Below are 16,046 nucleotides of genomic sequence, written 5' to 3'. Positions count from 1 at the left end.
TGGGTCGCGCTTAAAAATTGGCCACCAGCAACAATAGCCCAAATCCCAGGACCGCCATCGCCCCTGCCAGCTCAACCCACCAGACAAGCGCCGCCGTCCCCGCATTATCCACGCCCCCGATTCGCTGTGCCATGCCCTTGGCCGACACCGCCAGCGTCGCCAATACCGCCACCGTTATCGCCGTTCCTGCTCCCATCAGAAACACCGCCACGATCCCGGCCGCCAACACGCCCTGCGACAGCGCAAAAACCAGCACCACCAGAGCACCCGAACATGGCCGCAACCCCACCGACAATACCACGCCCAACTGCTCCCGCCACGACCCACCAACAGCCATTGGCGTCACCACATGTCCATGCTCACAGTCGCCATGCTCGTGATGCTCATGGTCGCGGTGATGGTGATGTCCCCAGCCAAACAGTTTCCGCCCGATCAGCCACAGCCCCAACAGAACCACCATCGCGTAGGAGGCCAACACAATCCATCGCGCCGCATCGCTCATCGCAAGGCTTGTCATGCCCAGAACGCCTGCCGCCACCAGCACAAACCCAACCGCCACAACCGACTGCATCAGCGCCGACAGAATACTGAGCGTGATGCCGCGCCGGGCCTGGCTTTCATTGGCCAGCATATAGGAGGAAACGACGACCTTGCCGTGCCCAGGCCCTGCCGCATGCACCACGCCATAGAGAAAACTTAGTCCCCCCAGCACCCAGAACGCGGTAAAGTCACTTTTAAGGGTGCCCAGTGCATCGGTCAGCGCCGCATAGAACTGGCGCTGAAGGTTCTTTAATATTGTGAACACACCACCTTGCGGCGTCGGCAGCCCAATTTCCGCCGGCGGACCACCAAACGGCGCTGACTTGGCCTGGCTCAACTGATTGACCGCCTCCAACGCCGATGTTGGCGCCTCACCGGCGACCGATAGACACTTAATCCTCACTTGCCCCTGGGTGTCGCGCACCGCAACGGCAAGGTCTGGCGGCAATTGCGCCACATCTGGTCCCAGCGCGTAAAGTTTTTCCGCTGTTGCCGCATCGAGTTCCTGCGGCGGCGCCATATTGACCAAACATCCCTGAGGGGCATTTTCCAGCGTTACGTCCGTGCTGCTGCCAAAACTGATCGCGACATAATATTCGGGGTCATGGATCCCCAAAACCAGCGGCTTGTTCATCGCAATTGGTTGTTGCGCCGCAATTGTATAGGTCAGCGTTACCCGGCCATCTTCCAGGGACATGGCTTGATCACCAAGCGAAGTGAACCTGATCGTATCGCTCGCGTCCCCCGCCAGCGTATAATATCCATACTCCCCTAACCCAGCCAGATTTTCGTTGGCGAGTTCCTGCATTTCTGCTGACGAAACCATGCGATCGCCATCAATATCCAGCCCCTGCACCGCCCAGGCCGAAAACGCTTCGTCAAACTGCCATTGATGCCGCAGCGCACTAACGGCGCCCGAATTGTCGAAAATCACGACCAATTTGGCATCAATAAAAATATGCGGATGCGCCATGGTCGGCGCCACAGCACCCAAGACAATAGCGATCAGCGCCACCAGGCGCGTCCAAAAAATCCGCAAGACACTGAACCTTTCGTCGGCCTCAAACCATGGGATGGGCTGAAAACCAGTCAACAAGATGATCAATAAGCGCCCGCACCTTGCCAGCCAGATGTCGCCGATGCGGATAAACGGCCTGCAGCGTTTGCCCGGTTGGCATGAACGTTTCCAGCACCGCCACAAGGCTGCCGTCAGCAATTGCCGGATCAGCCAGATAGGAGGGCATCAAGACAAACCCCAATCCTTCCACGGCCGCCTGACGCGCCGCCAGCGGCGAATTTACCCGCACAGGTCCGGTAACCGGCACCGACACAGTCTTGCCGTCCTCGATAAACCGCCAATTGGACTGCCCTTGCAAATTGGTATCGATCACGCAGGGCATCGCGCGCAAATCCTCGGGGTGCATCGGCGTGCCAATCCGCTCCAGCAATGCCGGCGCGCCAGCCGTCACAACGCGCATATCGGCAATCTTGCGGGCGATTAGCGAACTATCGGCCAAGGTGCTGATCCTCAGCGCCACATCGATCCCCTCATCGACAAGGTCGACATAGCGATCTTCCAGACGCAGATCGAGGCTGACCTTGGGGTATTTGGCCAGGAAACCAAATAGCACCGGTGCCAGCGTTCGCTCACCAAAGTTGCGGGGCGCTGAAACCCGCAGCAACCCACGCGGCTCCGACGTCTGATCGGTAATGCTAGCGTCCAGATCGTCCAGCTGCTGCAACAAGGCGCTGGCCTCACGATAATAGACCTCACCGGCTTCGGTCAGACCCAGTTTGCGCGTCGTCCGGTTCATCAGCCGAACGCCGAGAAAATCTTCCAGATCAGTTACATATTTCGACAGCAGCGCCTTGGAACGCCCATGCTGACGCGCTGCCGCCGAAAAGCCGCCACTGTCAAAAACCTGTACAAAAGCCCGTATGCGCGCCAGATCCTGTGTCATTTATCTCCCAGGCGCTCCATTTCGAATTTGGCCACATCAGCCAATAACGCTGCAAATCCTTCAAGCGCCTGTTGGGCACTGGCAGCCCCCTTTTCGGCACTGGCAGCCGTAGCATTGCCTACAGCACCCGCAACGTTCAGATCATGGCTCATCCAGCCCATCCGTGTCCTGCCATGTACTTTCAAAAAAGCTGTCTCACTATCCCATTCTTGGCCATTGGAGGTGAAATCTGACAACTGATCGCGCCGTACTTTTTCGGGCCAATAGTGCAGCATCAGCGAAGTCTCGATGGCGCCACCATGAATGCCATCGACCAATTCCGACTCGCCAAACAGTCCTTGGGGTTGGCCGAAACGCAACCACGCGGCGCTGACCGCCAACATGCCCAGTTTGGCCCGCAGCCGTGCAATCAGCAGGCCCACGACTTCGGAATTGCCGCCATGACTGGAAACAATGATCAGCTTGCAGCCGCCCGCCCGAAAAAACGCCTGCGCAACATCCCACCAGCTCGCCAACAGGATTTCCGCTTCATGGCTGAACGTTCCCAAAAAACTGCTATGCTCGATACTGTGACCGATTGTCTGCATGGGTAGCACAATCGCTTCAATGTCGGTGGAAACAAATTGAGCCAGTTGAGCCAGATGGCCATGCGCGATATCGCAATCGGTGGATAAGGGGAGATGCGGGCCATGCGGTTCAATTGCCGCCACCGGCAATATCCCGATCGTTCGGCTCGAAATCAGTGACGAGAATTCAGGAGCAGTCAGCTCTTCGGCAAAATAGAGAGCCATGTGCTGCTCCTCAAAAATGTCAACTCAACCTGATATCGCATCCAGAAGGGGTGAACAATAATTCCCCTTGGCTGTTAGCTGATTAACGATAGGGTACACTGTGGATCGACGCGCACCAGGAGTTCGGACTATTTTCCCCCTTATGTCCAGACCTTCGTCCCGCTCAAATTTGTACCGCCTGATAGAAGCAGGTCAGCTCGCCCATCAGGCAGTGCTGGTTCCTTTGCGTGAACGGGGTTTGGAGCCGGGCGACGACGCCGTCCTGTTCATTCTCGCGCGCCAGGGCACTGCCGAAACCGAATTGGCTCAAGAACTGGGCACCGAACCCACATTGCTTGAGCCGCGCATCGCCCGATTGATTGAGCGCGATCTGGTTACCCGGCAGGCGGTGGGGCCCTTACTCACCCCGGGACTCGCCCTGACCGAGCGCGGCACACGCATCCGCGACAGCCTTGCCGAAAACTGGGCCGAGTTGGAAAAAGCGCTGATGGGTGAGCTTAAGAAGAAGCAGCGGAAATCGCTTGGCGAGACATTGAAGAGATTCAATGAACTCTTGCGACTATAGCGCCCGCCAATGCGTTCAGGTCCGGTTCAGACAGAAAATGGTTTGCTATCACCACACAAGTGATCAATTGAACCAACTGGAGTTCATCACCATGACCCTGAAAAACAAACTCATGATTGGTGGCCTGACTGCCCTGGCTATGCTGGCAAGCACCGCATGTGCATTTGCCGCAACGGCCTATGCCAGCACCAACGTCAATGTCCGTTCCGGCCCCAGCACTCAGTATCGGGCTATCGATACCCTGCGACGCGGCGAGCGGGTCGATGTGCAATATTGCCAGGGAAGCTGGTGTTATGTCCAAAAGGCAGGCCCTGACGGCTGGGTGTCCTCAAACTACCTGGATCGCGGTCGTCGGCCCGTTTATCGCCCACGGCCAGTACCTCAACCGAGCTGGAACGATTATTATGGGTATGACAATGGCTGGGTGCGTCCCCGCCCACGCCTCCCACAGCGTCGCTTCATCCCGCGCAATCGCTCGCAAGCCTGCTTTAGTGGCTCCAACGGCTATTTCTGTTTCGGCAATTGATCGCCTTGACGCGCTACCTGATAAGGGTGGCGCGTCTCGCGTCATCGTAAATATTTGAGGCGCCACAGTGATCCTGTTGGCGCCTGGCTGCGTATCGCAAACAACCAGAACAGCGGAGCGCAGTGTCGATGAGCAAATTCCTGATCCTTTATGCCGCTTGCACTGTTGTCTTCTTCGCCCTGGATTTCGTCTGGCTCACAACCATTGCAAAATCCACTTACCAGCGAGAGATCGGCTCGATCCTGTTGCCAAATCCCAACTTGGCGGTCGCAGCAGGCTTCTATCTGCTTTATCTGGTCGGCGTGGTCGTACTGGTCGCCGCCCCCGCTGAAGGGGATGTGCTCAAGGCCTTATTAACCGGCGCTCTACTGGGCTTTGTCGCCTATGGCACCTATGATTTGACCAACCTGTCGACGCTCAAGGGCTTTACACCAACAATTGCCGCCATCGACATGGCCTGGGGCACAAGTTTGACTGCACTCAGCGCCGCCGTCGGCGTCTGGTTTACCCGATTGATTGCGAGCTAATGCGGCACGGTTGGCTGTCCGCGCGGCACTCGACGCATGCGCTCACGCGCCATCACCACAAGGCCCGCTGCCACAATGATCGCCGCACCGCCCAGCGATAGTAGATCGATCAGGTGGCCAAAAACCGCGAAACTCAAAAAGATTGCCCAGGGCAGGGAAAAATAGTTGAACGGCTGCACCACGCTTGCAGGTGCCATCGAAAGCGCCACCATCATCAGCCCGTGCGCTGCGGTTGTCGTTCCCATGATCAGGATGACCAACAGCACATCACCCCACCCCATCGGCTGCCAGTGAAACACGCCGACAATTCCCGACAGTACCAAACCAATGACGCTGGCATAGACCATGCTGGTAGGCGCGGAATCATGTTGGGCAACCTTGCGGGTAAAGACGATATAGAGCGCATAAAAACTTGCCGACGCCACAGCATAAACGACGCCCACATTCATCGGCAGACCGCCCGGACGCACAATGAACAGGGCGCCCATGAATCCAACACCGACCGTCACAAGGCGAAATATCCCCACTTTCTCGCCCAAAATGGGAATGGCGAATAGGGTAACCAACAAGGGATATATCAGGCTGATCGATTGCAGTTCAGCCAGCGGAACTGATTGCAGCGCCAAGGCAAACAGCCAGATGTCAGCCATCAGCAAAACGCCTCGTACAATTTGCCAAACTGGCACCCGCGAACGCAACGCATGACGCAACGGCGCCCGACGCGACACCAGAAACAGGGAAAAGGCCGCAAATGCCCAATAGCGCATCATAGTGATCTGGAACGGGGAATAGGTCTGAACCAGCACTTTGGCGACTGCATCTTGCATGCCAAAAATCATCACCGTAGTGATCGTCAGCAGAATGGCGCGCGTATGGTTTTCGCCCGGCAGAACGGCATTAAGAGGCGCATTCATAGCCATGACTTTCCGGAGGACACATTTTTCGGCCCCGAACACTAGAGTGCTCTATACTTGAATTTAGCCCTTGGCCATGCTGGATTTGATGATCCCGGCGATCGCTGTCAAGATTCCGCCGCTGACGAGGCCGGTTACGCCCTGCCCCGCCAAGGCGCCAACATCCAACCCGCTACTCGCGGCCGTGCCCGCTGCGTCGACCGTTGCGGCCATACCGCCGACCAACCCGTCAAGGCCCGGAATTTTGCCAGCCAGCCAAGTGCCAGCAAGACCGCCGATGGCACCAACTATACTGTTGCCAGCCGGCCCCAAATCCACCTTCTTGACGACCTGGGCAATGATATTGCCCCCAGCGCCCCCGCCAATCAGTTGTACAATAAGTGGTAAGATCATTTCCATTTCATGTCCCTTTCAAGAATCACCAACTATTGCGATTGCCCTCGCCAGCAAAACCTAGCCCCGAATGAACACCAACAAAAGGACAATAACACTGTCGATTTCATCACCCGATTCCACCGCGCAGAGATTGCTGATCGAGGGCAAAACGGCTTATGATCGCGTATATCTGAACCCGTATTACCAAGTCGAATCAGCAAACAATGACTGACGTTTCCAAGAATCCGGTGGCCCTGATCACCGGCGCCAGCGACCGCATTGGCGCAACCATCGCCAAACATCTGGCGGCCAACGGCTATGCCGTGGTCATTCACTACCGCTCGGACAAGTCCGGTGCCGAAAAAATCTGTGCCGATATCACCAACGCAGGCGGTCAGGCGGCCAACATCTGTGCTGATCTGGCCGACAGAACCGAACGCGCAAAGCTGATTGCCGCCGCAGCAAACGCGTTTGGCCCCCTCACTGTGCTGATAAACAATGCCTCGGTTTTTGATCCTGACAGCGCCCGCGATCTGGATGAGGCGCTTTGGGACAGCCACTTCGCCGTTCATGCCGAAGCGCCAATGTTTCTGGCCCGCGACTTTGCCGCCCAGCTGCCCGACGGGATCGAGGGCAATATAATCAACATGATCGACGAGCGAGTACTCAATCTGTCCCCGGCCTATTTCAGCTATACCTTGTCAAAGGCCGTACTCTGGACCGCAACGCGCACGCTGGCTCAGTCGCTGGCGCCCGCCATTCGGGTCAACGCCATTGGCCCCGGCCCGGTGCTGCCGCACTCGCGCCAAAGCCAGGATGAATTTGACCGGTCGGTTGATCAATTACTCCTCAAGCACCACGCCGCCCCGCAGGACATCGCTGAGGGCGTGCTGCTTCTGCTAAAGACCCGCTCCATGACAGGGCAGATGCTGGCGCTGGACGGCGGCGAGCATCTCGAATTTTCATCGCGTTCGGCACCGACCCCGCGCCAATGACCGAGTCAACGATCCCCACCGGCCCCGACGTCATCAAGGCTTTCGTGCGCACGCTGCCAGCAGCGCCCGGCGTCTATCGCATGATTGATGCCGAGGGCACCGTCGTCTATGTCGGCAAGGCGCGCAGCCTCAAGTCTCGCGTCACAAACTATACCCGGCCAGAAGGGCTGCCGACGCGTATCCAGCGCATGATCGCGGCTACCGCGCACATGGAGTTTGTGCGCACCGAAACCGAGTCAGAAGCGCTGCTCCTCGAAGCCAACCTGATCAAGCGCTTAAAGCCGCGCTATAATGTGCTGCTGCGCGACGACAAGAGCTTTCCCTATATTCTGATCGCCACCGATCACGAAGCACCCGAACTGATGAAGCATCGCGGCACCCGTCGTCGCAAGGGCCACTATTTTGGCCCCTTCGCCTCGGTCACCGCCGTTAACCGCACCATCGCCAGCCTGCAAAGGGCCTTTTTGCTGCGCAATTGCTCGGATAGTTTTTATGCCGCGCGTACCCGCCCCTGCCTGCAGCATCAGATCAAGCGCTGCGCTGCTCCGTGCACTGGCGAAATTTCAGTCGAAGGTTATAGCGAACTGGTCGATGAAGCGTGCGAATTTCTCAGCGGCCGCTCTCAAGGTGTGCGCGATCATATGCAAAGTGAAATGAATGCTGCCGCAGAACATCTCGATTTCGAGCGCGCGGCCTTGTTGCGCGACCGGTTGGGTGCGCTGGCGTTGATCCAGAGTCAGGGCGACGCCACGGCGAAATCGGTCGAAGAGGCCGACGTCTTTGCCATACATCACGAAGGCGGACAATTCTGCGTTCAGGTATTTTTCTTCCGTGCCTTCCAGAACTGGGGCAACCACGCTTTCCGACCCCGCGCTGACGCAGCGTTGAGCGAAACTGAGGTGCTTGAAGCCTTTATCAGCCAGTTCTACGAAAGCCGCACCCCGCCAAAACTTGTTCTCCTCAGCCATCAACCAATCGAAACCGAATTGCTTGAAGAGGCACTCTCAAGTCGGGCCGGTAGTCGCGTTTATGTACAGACCCCACGGCGCGGTGAAAAACGCGATCTGGTCAACCACGCTCTCAACAATGCGCGCGAAGCACTTGGTCGCCAACTGGCAGAAGGCGCCACCAATCGCAGCCTGCTTGAGGGGGTGGCCGAACTTTTTGGTCTCGAAGAAACGCCGCGCCGCATCGAAATTTACGACAATTCGCACATCTCGGGCACCAACGCGGTCGGCGCCATGGTCGTGGCGGGCGAGGAAGGCTTTTCCAAAAAGCACTATCGCACCTTCAATATCAAGTCGACCGACATCACTCCCGGCGATGATTTTGGCATGATGCGCGAAGTGCTGACGCGCCGCTTTGCCCGCCTTGTCAATGAGAGCGAGGCGGAGGACGAGGACGAAAGCACCGGTATGCCGGATTGGCCCGACGTTGTTTTCATTGATGGCGGCGCTGGCCAGATGAGTGCGGTGCGCGGCGTCATCGCGGAAATGAACCTGCCCAAGGAAGTCACCTTTATCGGCATCGCCAAGGGCGAGGAACGCGATGCGGGGCGGGAAAAATTCTTCATGGAGGGCCGCGATGCGTTCATGCTGCCGCACCGCGACGCGGTACTCTATTATGTTCAACGCCTGCGCGACGAGGCCCACCGCTTTGCCATCGGCACCCACCGCGCCAAACGCAAGAAAGATCAGATCAAGAATCCATTGGACGAGATCGACGGCATCGGGCCAACCCGCAAACGAGCCCTGCTCAACCATTTCGGCTCCGCCAAGGCCGTTGCGCGTGCCTCACTCCAGGATCTGGCGCTCGTCCCCGGCATTTCAGATCAGATGGCCCAACTCATCTACGATCATTTCAATCAAAAGTCGTAGTCGACAAGTCGACCCCGCTGCGCTATCAATCCCCCATGACCCGTTCCGCCACGTATTCGTTTTGGTATTTTAGCTATCCGATACTGGCGGAGGCAGGGACGCGCTTGATCTAAACAACCAAGTCAAATAATCATCCCAAAAGCCGCCGCCAGCCTCAACTGGCGGCTTTTTTGTCGCCGGTTGGTCCCCAATCAGGAGCCACGACCGTGCTGAAATCCACCGACGACCTCCGTATCCTTGATATTCGTGAACTAAGTACCCCGATCGATGTCATGCGCGAATTCCCCCGCACTGACCCTGCCACCCGTACCGTCCTTAGCGCCCGACACGCCGTTCACAATATCCTGCATGGTCACGATGATCGCCTCACCGTAATCGTCGGCCCCTGTTCGATCCACGACCCCGATGCCGCACTCGACTACGCCCGAAAACTGGCGGCCCTGCGCGAAACGCTCGGTGACCGGCTCGAAATCATCATGCGGGTTTACTTCGAGAAACCGCGCACCACTGTCGGCTGGAAAGGCCTGATCAACGATCCCGGTCTCGATGGCAGCTTCCAGATCGATCAGGGCCTGCGCTTGGCGCGTAATCTCTTACTCGAGATCAACAATCTCGGCTTGCCCGCCGCCTGCGAATTCCTCGACATGACCACCCCGCAATATCTGGCAGATCTCGTCTCCTGGGCGGCTATTGGCGCGCGCACTACCGAAAGCCAGATCCATCGTGAACTGGCCTCGGGCACCTCCTGCGCTATTGGCTTCAAGAATGGGACCGATGGCAATGTCCGCATCGCGCTCGATGCCATGCGCTCCGCGAGCCAACCCCATCATTTCCTGGCCGTCACCAAGAATGGCCGCTCAGCCATCGCCTCGACGAGCGGCAATGAAGACTGCCATATCATCCTGCGCGGCGGCACAGCGCCGAACTACGACGCCCAGAGTGTGGAGGCCGTGGCAGTGGAAATGAGCCAAGCCGGGGTGCGGCCCGCCATAATGGTCGATGCCAGCCACGCCAACAGCCACAAGAAGCCTGAAAACCAACCATTGGTTCTCGCCAACGTCGGCACCCAACTAGCCGCTGGCGATCAGCGCATCATCGGCACGATGATCGAATCGAACCTGATCGCAGGGCGGCAGGATTTGGCCCCCGGCAAGACCCTGACCTATGGCCAGTCCATTACCGATGGCTGCATCGATTGGGAAACCACCGTCACCGTGCTCGATAATCTTGCCGACGCCGTGAGCGCACGGCGCAAAGTCATCGCCCGCGCCGTCGCCTAGGCACCCAAAGTCGGGCCGGGCCCGGTGCCCGGCCTATACTGCGAGGACAAATATCCAGAAGACTATCCTAAGGAAGAGGCAGCGCTGGCCCTGGCCCGCCTCTTCAACCGTTTGGCTACTCATCGGATTCCGGTTTTTCCAGATGCCCGCCAAATGCCAGTCGCATTGCCGAAAGCAACCGATCGGCAAATTCAGATTCGCCGCGCGAGCTGAACCGGCCAAACAGGGCCGAAGACAGGACAGGAGCTGGCACGCCCGTTTCAATCGCCGCCTGCAGGGTCCAGCGTCCCTCGCCCGAGTCCGAAACCCGGCCACCAAAGCCAGTCAGCCCCTCGTCGGCCTTGAGCGCCTGTGCAGTCAAATCCAGCAGCCACGAACCGATAACGCTGCCATGACGCCAGACTTCGGCAACTTCGGACAGATCAATATCAAACTGATAATATTTGGGGTGACGCAGGGGCGTCGTTTCGGCGTCAACCTCACGCGTACCCTTGCCCTCGTTCGCCGCCTTGAGAATGTTGATACCTTCAGCATAGGCCGCCATGACCCCGTATTCGATGCCGTTGTGCACCATCTTGGTATAATGGCCCGCCCCGGTTGGTCCACAATGCAAATAGCCCAGATAGGCGGTGCTTTGCGCATCGACAGGAGGGACTGCGCCTCTGTCTAGACCAGGGGCAAGCGCCGCGAATACGGCATCAAGCCGTTTGACCGCCTCGACCGGGCCGCCAATCATCAGGCAATAACCGCGATCAAGACCCCACACGCCGCCGCTGGTACCCACATCGAGATAGTTGATCCCGCGCGCCGCCAAAGCTTCGCCGCGGTCGATATCGTCATGATAAAACGAATTTCCCCCATCAATGATGATGCCGCCCGCCTGCATCATGTCGGCCAGCTTCTCGACAGTCGGACCAACCACCGCCGCAGGTAGCATCAACCACACGGCACCGGTTTTGCCGACCTTGGCTACGGCATCTTCCATTGAGGTCGCGCCGACAGCCCCCACGTCGACGAGGGCGGAAACATTGGCCGGGTCAAGATCGAACACCACACATTCATGGCCAGCCTTCAACAGACGCCGCACCATGTTGGCGCCCATGCGCCCTAGACCGATCATTGCAAGTTGCATCTTGTTGCCTCTGGTTAATTGAACTGGTGGGCGGCTAAATACGCACCACACTTGTGTTTCATATCTGCTTGCCTATTTGGTGGCGCATGCAAAATTTATCAGGCGATCGCAATCATGTCGCACCCTAACAATTTTTGGCCAGATTTCGACGTTAACATCAAGGAAATCGCGCCTTGACCGCTCGGCGCGCTTCCTATTGTCTCCGCTCATGGCAAATGCGTCCCAAATAACCTCGATTCCAAACCTGATCACCATCGCCCGCATTGTGGCAATCCCCGTGATTGCCTGGCTTGTGATCATGGCAGACCCCGGCCTGCGATTATTCGCATTGGTGCTCTATGTTTTGGCAGCAGCCAGCGACTGGGTCGATGGCTATCTGGCCCGCAAATGGAACCAGACCTCGCCGCTCGGACGGATGCTTGACCCGATTGCAGATAAGCTTCTGGTTGGCGTCATGCTGGTTGTCCTGGCCTATGACCACACATTGAGCGCGCTGGACCTCATACCCGCCTGCACCATTCTGTTTCGCGAAATCTTCATTTCCGGCCTGCGTGAATTCTTGGGCAACACCAAAGTCGTGCTACCCGTATCAATGCTGGCCAAGTGGAAGACGACGACGCAGTTGATCGCTATCGCAATATTGTTGCTGGTGCCGGCCATGCCCGTCCTCGATGTTATCGGTACGGCGCTGATTTGGCTGGCGGCCGTTCTGACATTATGGACCGGCATTCAGTATTTCCGCGCCAGCTGGCCCCATCTGTCCGGTGATACTCCATGAATATCCTATACTTTGCCTGGCTGCGCGAGCGGTTGGATCGCAGCCAACAGCAGGTTGAGCCGCCTGAACATGTCAAAACCGTTGCCGATCTGATTGACTGGCTTGCACAGAACGACGAAGCCATCGCGCTGGCTTTTGAAAACCGCAAGCTGATCCGCGCCGCAGTAAACGCCCAGATCGTCGATCATGACGCCCCGATTGCCGATGCGCATACCATTGCCTTTTTCCCGCCAATGACCGGGGGATGATATGACCGTCAGGGTAATCGCGCATGGATTTGATCCCGGCGGGCAGACCAATCTCTTTCTGAAAGAGCATAACAGCGCAGGGGCAGTGGTGACCTTTACCGGTCTGGTCCGGTCAAGCCCGAGCGATCCCATCACCTCCCTAATGCTGGAATGCTATCCCGACCTGGCCATCAATCAAGTTGAGACCATTTTGGCCCAAGGCTTGACCCGCTTTGAGTTACTGGCGGCCACGATCATTCACCGTTATGGCACCATGGTTCCCGGCGACCCCATCGTTCAGGTCATGACAATGTCCCCTCACCGCGAGGCAGCATTTGAAGGGGCGCAGTTCCTGATGGATTATCTCAAGACCGATGCCCCCTTCTGGAAAAAGGAAACCGGACCGACAGGCACCAAATGGGTCGACGCCAAATCCGCAGATGACCGCGCCAAGGCGCGCTGGAAATAGTCACAAAAAAGCCGGACACGCGGGGTCCGGCTTTAGACTTGGCGACCAAACAGTCTATTCAGCTGCGGCCTTCTTGGGCTGAACTTCGACGCTATAGGCATCCATCAATGTACGGCAGGCTTCCCCAGGCGTAAACGCCACATCGCCGATCAGAGATACGGGCGTTACTTCCGCCGCCGTACCCGTCAGGAAACATTCGTCAAACTGGCCCAACTCTTCGGGCTTCATGTGCCGTTCGGTAACCGTGTAGCCATTGCGCTTGGCCAGATCGATCAGCGTCCGACGCGTGATGCCGTCAAGGAAACAATCCGGCTTCGGCGTCGTGATTTCTTTGCCTTTGACAAAGAACACATTGGCGCCGGTTGCTTCAGCAACATAGCCGCGATAGTCCAGCATCAAGGCGTCGGCAAAGCCATTGTCCATCGCCGCATGCTTGGACAGCGTGCAAATCATATAAAGCCCGGCTGCCTTGGCCTTGCAGGGGATGGTTTCCGGCGACGGACGCCGCCACTTGCTCCATTCCAGACGAATACCCTTGAGCTTTTCCTCAGGCGAAAAATAGCTCGGCCAGACCCAGGCAGCAATTGCCAGATGCACCTTGTTGTTGCGGGCGGGGACGCTGAGCTCTTCCGAGCCGCGCCACGCGACGGGCCGCACATAGGCATCAACCAGACTGTTTTTCGCCAATACCTGACGGCACGCCTCGTCGATCTCATCGGCCGAATAAGGAAGTTCGAAGTCGAGCGTGTCGGCCGAAAATATCAATCGATCCGTGTGCTCACGCAGCTTGAAAATTTCGCCACCATAAGCGCGTTCGCCTTCAAATACGCTGCTGGCATAGTGCAATCCATGGGTCAGCACATGCACCTTGGCATCCCCCCATGGCACCATTGCGCCATCATACCAAATCCAACCATCGCGCTGATCCATTGGCAGGCCCGCCATGATCCTCTCCCACATTGCTTTAATTCAGGGCTGGCTTCCCACCAAAACCCATTGCTTTGATCATGCCCGACGACCTGACCCTTGGCAAACAACAACAGCTGCGGGATAAGAAACGTCGACATCTTTGTGGGGCAACAATGGCAGTGAATAAAATAAATGTCAACATAGCTGACATAAATTCCGGAAGCGCCAAGCCTTTACCGCTCGATATCATGGGCCTGTTTTTCTTTGCCTATCGGGATTTCGTGGGTGATGCCGACGCCTTGCTGGAGCGCCAGGGCTTTGGGCGCGCCCACCATCGGGTACTCTATTTCGTCAATCTCAAGCCGGGCATGCCGGTGGCTGACCTGCTCGACATTCTCAAGATCACCAAGCAGAGCCTGGCTCGCGTCCTGCGCCAATTGATTGATAACGGTTATGTTGAACAGCAGACCGGGCCGATGGACCGTCGCCAGCGTCTGCTTTACGCCACCGACAAGGGGCGCGAGTTCTTTGCGATCCTGTCAAAAAGTCAGGCGAGCCGCATTGAGGCTGCCATTGCCAGCTTGCCCCCCGGCTCGGACAGGATTGTGCGCGGTTTTCTGGCCAGCATGGTCGAGAAAAGCGATCGGCCAAGGCTTGATCGTCTTAGCCTGACGCAAAATCTCTAGTCAGGATACTATTCGCGGCCGATTTCCGCGCTGCGCGCCCGAGCGGCAGCCACGGCCTTGTCGACCAGATCAACAAAACCACCCTCGCCCATCAATATAGCCAAGGCGGCAGCCGTCGTGCCTTTTGGCGAGGTTACATTGATGCGCAGTTGTTCGGCCGAGGCAGAATCAGCCTCCATGAGCGCTGCGGCGCCAATGACCGTCTGGCGCCCCAGAAGGTCAGCAACGTCATCGCTCAACCCATGCCGGCGGGCTGCCTCGCTGAGCGCCTCCACGAGGTGAAACACATAGGCCGGCCCCGAGCCAGAGACACCGGTCAGTGCATCCAGCTCAGCTTCGTTCTTGAGCCAGACAACAGCGCCCGACGCAGCAAAAAGCGCCTGAGCAATTTCGCGGTCTGCAGTATCAATGTCTGCCGGCACCAATCCAGTGACACCCTTGCCAACCTGGGAGGGTGTGTTGGGCATCGTCCGGATGACGCGCTTTGTCTTCAACCCTTCAGTAAGTGCCAGCATCGAAATGCCTGCTGCTACTGAAAGTACGAGGGTTTTTGAGTCAATCGTCGGCGCGATCTCGCCCAATATGGTGCGCAAGACTTGCGGCTTGACCGCCAGCACGAGAACGCGTGGCACCGTGCCATCCATGGCAGGCATCAACTGAACGCCTTTTTGGGCGGCATACTCTATCAGGTCGGGCTTGGGACGCGGCGACACCAGAACCAGATTTTCAGGTTTGAGCCCAGCATCAAGCCAGCCGCGCACCAGCGCCATGCCCATCTTGCCAGCGCCAAGCAAGACGATAGGGCCAACATCGGTCAAATCAATCGCGCTCATGCTTCCCCGACTGTCTCGAACATGACGTGGCTAAGTGCATCGGGGGCACTCTTGCCAGCCCAGACAACGAACTGAAACGCCTGATAATAGAGATCACAGCTGTCACTGGCCGAGCGCAAAAGCGCTTCGCACTGCTGGGGAGTAACCTCCGCGCCGCCGGTCAACAGGTGTGAATTGCGGAACAGGACAACGCCTTCCTTGTTCCAGATGTCGAAATGCCCGATCCACAATTGCTCATTGATCATGGCGATTAATTGCTTGATTTCATTGCGGCGCCCGTCGGGCACCTTGAGATCAAAAGCACAGGCGATATGCAAAGACTCAAGGTCTTCCATCCAATTGAACGACACGTGATAATCGCTCCAACCTCCGCGAACGGAAATCGAGATCTCATCAGCGCCCTGACGTTCAAACGTCCAGTCGTTGATATTGGCGATGTGCTCGATGATATCAACCGGATGTACGATCCGGTCGGGCTCGATCTGCAGAAGTGACATTGACGATACCCGTCCTGGCAATTCGTGTTTGAAAGCCACCGTCCTTGATGGCCTACGCATGGGATACTAATTGAACTTGCCGCACGCCTGAGCCTACGAATCGTCCTGATCTTTTAACCCTACACTGCGCCACTGATTCAGGGGACGCACACCCAGCAAAGGAC

Annotated in this window: 19 protein-coding genes; 10 read left to right on the top strand and 9 right to left on the bottom strand. The window is 57.5% G+C overall.

The window, feature by feature from the left end; genetic code table 11:
- Positions 1-10: 10 nt before the first annotated feature.
- The 3 genes from PSQ90_RS12460 to PSQ90_RS12450 are packed head-to-tail and all read right to left on the bottom strand — an operon-like array spanning position 11 to position 3,292.
- Positions 11-1,555, bottom strand: coding sequence for a HoxN/HupN/NixA family nickel/cobalt transporter (locus PSQ90_RS12460; protein ID WP_282210617.1), 1,545 nt, complete (start codon positions 1,553-1,555; stop codon positions 11-13).
- Positions 1,556-1,601: 46 nt separating this feature from the next.
- Positions 1,602-2,501 (bottom strand): LysR family transcriptional regulator, encoded by a 900-nt coding sequence (locus tag PSQ90_RS12455; protein ID WP_282210616.1) that lies wholly within the window; start codon positions 2,499-2,501, stop codon positions 1,602-1,604.
- Positions 2,498-3,292, bottom strand: a complete 795-nt coding sequence (locus PSQ90_RS12450; RefSeq protein ID WP_282210615.1) for a creatininase family protein — start codon at positions 3,290-3,292, stop codon at positions 2,498-2,500. Before PSQ90_RS12450 ends, PSQ90_RS12455 begins: the two co-directional genes overlap by 4 nt.
- Positions 3,293-3,434: 142 nt before the next feature.
- Between PSQ90_RS12450 and PSQ90_RS12445 the strand changes: the two genes are divergently transcribed.
- The 3 genes from PSQ90_RS12445 (at position 3,435) to PSQ90_RS12435 (ending at position 4,910) form a co-directional block, all read left to right on the top strand.
- Positions 3,435-3,857, top strand: a complete 423-nt coding sequence (locus PSQ90_RS12445) for a MarR family winged helix-turn-helix transcriptional regulator (RefSeq protein WP_282210614.1) — start codon at positions 3,435-3,437, stop codon at positions 3,855-3,857.
- A 91-nt stretch (positions 3,858-3,948) separates the two neighbouring features.
- Complete coding sequence (locus PSQ90_RS12440) at positions 3,949-4,383, top strand: SH3 domain-containing protein (protein WP_282210613.1); 435 nt, start codon at positions 3,949-3,951, stop codon at positions 4,381-4,383.
- A 128-nt stretch (positions 4,384-4,511) separates the two neighbouring features.
- Positions 4,512-4,910 carry a DUF2177 family protein gene (locus tag PSQ90_RS12435; protein WP_282210612.1) on the top strand — a complete coding sequence of 133 codons (399 nt, stop codon included), beginning with the start codon at positions 4,512-4,514 and terminating at the stop codon, positions 4,908-4,910.
- On the opposite strand, the gene PSQ90_RS12430 is transcribed toward PSQ90_RS12435, so the two are convergent.
- Both PSQ90_RS12430 and PSQ90_RS12425 read right to left on the bottom strand, forming a co-directional pair.
- Positions 4,907-5,824, bottom strand: a complete 918-nt coding sequence (locus tag PSQ90_RS12430; protein ID WP_282210611.1) for a DMT family transporter — start codon at positions 5,822-5,824, stop codon at positions 4,907-4,909. The two genes, PSQ90_RS12435 and PSQ90_RS12430, sit on opposite strands and share 4 nt — an antisense overlap.
- Positions 5,825-5,887: 63 nt before the next feature.
- Complete coding sequence (locus PSQ90_RS12425; protein WP_282210610.1) at positions 5,888-6,217, bottom strand: hypothetical protein; 330 nt, start codon at positions 6,215-6,217, stop codon at positions 5,888-5,890.
- A 206-nt stretch (positions 6,218-6,423) separates the two neighbouring features.
- On the opposite strand from PSQ90_RS12425, the gene PSQ90_RS12420 reads away from it, so the two are divergent.
- From PSQ90_RS12420 to PSQ90_RS12410, 3 genes are all read left to right on the top strand, one after another.
- Positions 6,424-7,194, top strand: coding sequence for an SDR family oxidoreductase (locus PSQ90_RS12420; protein ID WP_282210609.1), 771 nt, complete (start codon positions 6,424-6,426; stop codon positions 7,192-7,194).
- Entirely contained in the window at positions 7,191-9,071 is a 1,881-nt protein-coding gene (gene uvrC / locus PSQ90_RS12415; protein WP_282210608.1) for an excinuclease ABC subunit UvrC, read from the top strand. The genes PSQ90_RS12420 and uvrC overlap by 4 nt, the downstream gene beginning before the upstream one ends.
- Before the next feature lie 206 nt (positions 9,072-9,277).
- The gene (locus tag PSQ90_RS12410; protein WP_282210607.1) at positions 9,278-10,351 is read left to right on the top strand and encodes a 3-deoxy-7-phosphoheptulonate synthase; all 1,074 of its coding nucleotides are present in this window, start codon (positions 9,278-9,280) and stop codon (positions 10,349-10,351) included.
- A gap of 115 nt (positions 10,352-10,466) precedes the next feature.
- Here PSQ90_RS12410 and gnd read toward each other — a convergent pair whose 3' ends face one another.
- Positions 10,467-11,483, bottom strand: coding sequence for a phosphogluconate dehydrogenase (NAD(+)-dependent, decarboxylating) (gene gnd / locus PSQ90_RS12405; RefSeq protein WP_282210606.1), 1,017 nt, complete (start codon positions 11,481-11,483; stop codon positions 10,467-10,469).
- 208 nt (positions 11,484-11,691) lie between these two features.
- On the opposite strand from gnd, the gene pgsA reads away from it, so the two are divergent.
- Genes pgsA through PSQ90_RS12390 form a run of 3 tightly spaced genes read left to right on the top strand, consistent with a single transcriptional unit; the run spans position 11,692 to position 12,957 of the window.
- A complete protein-coding gene (gene pgsA / locus PSQ90_RS12400; protein ID WP_282210605.1) occupies positions 11,692-12,261 on the top strand; it encodes a CDP-diacylglycerol--glycerol-3-phosphate 3-phosphatidyltransferase in 570 nt (189 codons plus the stop codon).
- A complete protein-coding gene (moaD, locus tag PSQ90_RS12395; RefSeq protein ID WP_282210604.1) occupies positions 12,258-12,509 on the top strand; it encodes a molybdopterin converting factor subunit 1 in 252 nt (83 codons plus the stop codon). Before pgsA ends, moaD begins: the two co-directional genes overlap by 4 nt.
- 1 nt (position 12,510) lies before the next feature.
- Entirely contained in the window at positions 12,511-12,957 is a 447-nt protein-coding gene (locus PSQ90_RS12390; protein ID WP_282210603.1) for a molybdenum cofactor biosynthesis protein MoaE, read from the top strand.
- Between the two features lie 54 nt (positions 12,958-13,011).
- Here the strand turns inward: PSQ90_RS12390 and PSQ90_RS12385 are convergent, their stop codons facing one another.
- Complete coding sequence (locus PSQ90_RS12385; protein ID WP_282210602.1) at positions 13,012-13,902, bottom strand: branched-chain amino acid aminotransferase; 891 nt, start codon at positions 13,900-13,902, stop codon at positions 13,012-13,014.
- Between the two features lie 137 nt (positions 13,903-14,039).
- Between PSQ90_RS12385 and PSQ90_RS12380 the strand changes: the two genes are divergently transcribed.
- The gene (locus tag PSQ90_RS12380; RefSeq protein WP_407648119.1) at positions 14,040-14,552 is read left to right on the top strand and encodes a MarR family winged helix-turn-helix transcriptional regulator; all 513 of its coding nucleotides are present in this window, start codon (positions 14,040-14,042) and stop codon (positions 14,550-14,552) included.
- Between the two features lie 8 nt (positions 14,553-14,560).
- Here the strand turns inward: PSQ90_RS12380 and proC are convergent, their stop codons facing one another.
- Together proC and PSQ90_RS12370 are read right to left on the bottom strand one after the other, a co-directional pair.
- On the bottom strand, positions 14,561-15,385 hold the full coding sequence (gene proC, locus PSQ90_RS12375) for a pyrroline-5-carboxylate reductase (protein WP_282210601.1): 825 nt from the start codon (positions 15,383-15,385) through the stop codon (positions 14,561-14,563).
- Positions 15,382-15,882 carry a type III secretion system chaperone family protein gene (locus PSQ90_RS12370; protein ID WP_282210600.1) on the bottom strand — a complete coding sequence of 167 codons (501 nt, stop codon included), beginning with the start codon at positions 15,880-15,882 and terminating at the stop codon, positions 15,382-15,384. Before PSQ90_RS12370 ends, proC begins: the two co-directional genes overlap by 4 nt.
- Positions 15,883-16,046: the final 164 nt, after the last annotated feature.

Source organism: Devosia rhodophyticola (assembly GCF_028816475.1).
Lineage (GTDB): Bacteria > Pseudomonadota > Alphaproteobacteria > Rhizobiales > Devosiaceae > Devosia > Devosia rhodophyticola.
Note: the sequence above shows the minus strand (reverse complement) of the source record. Positions and strands in the feature narration are given on the sequence as shown.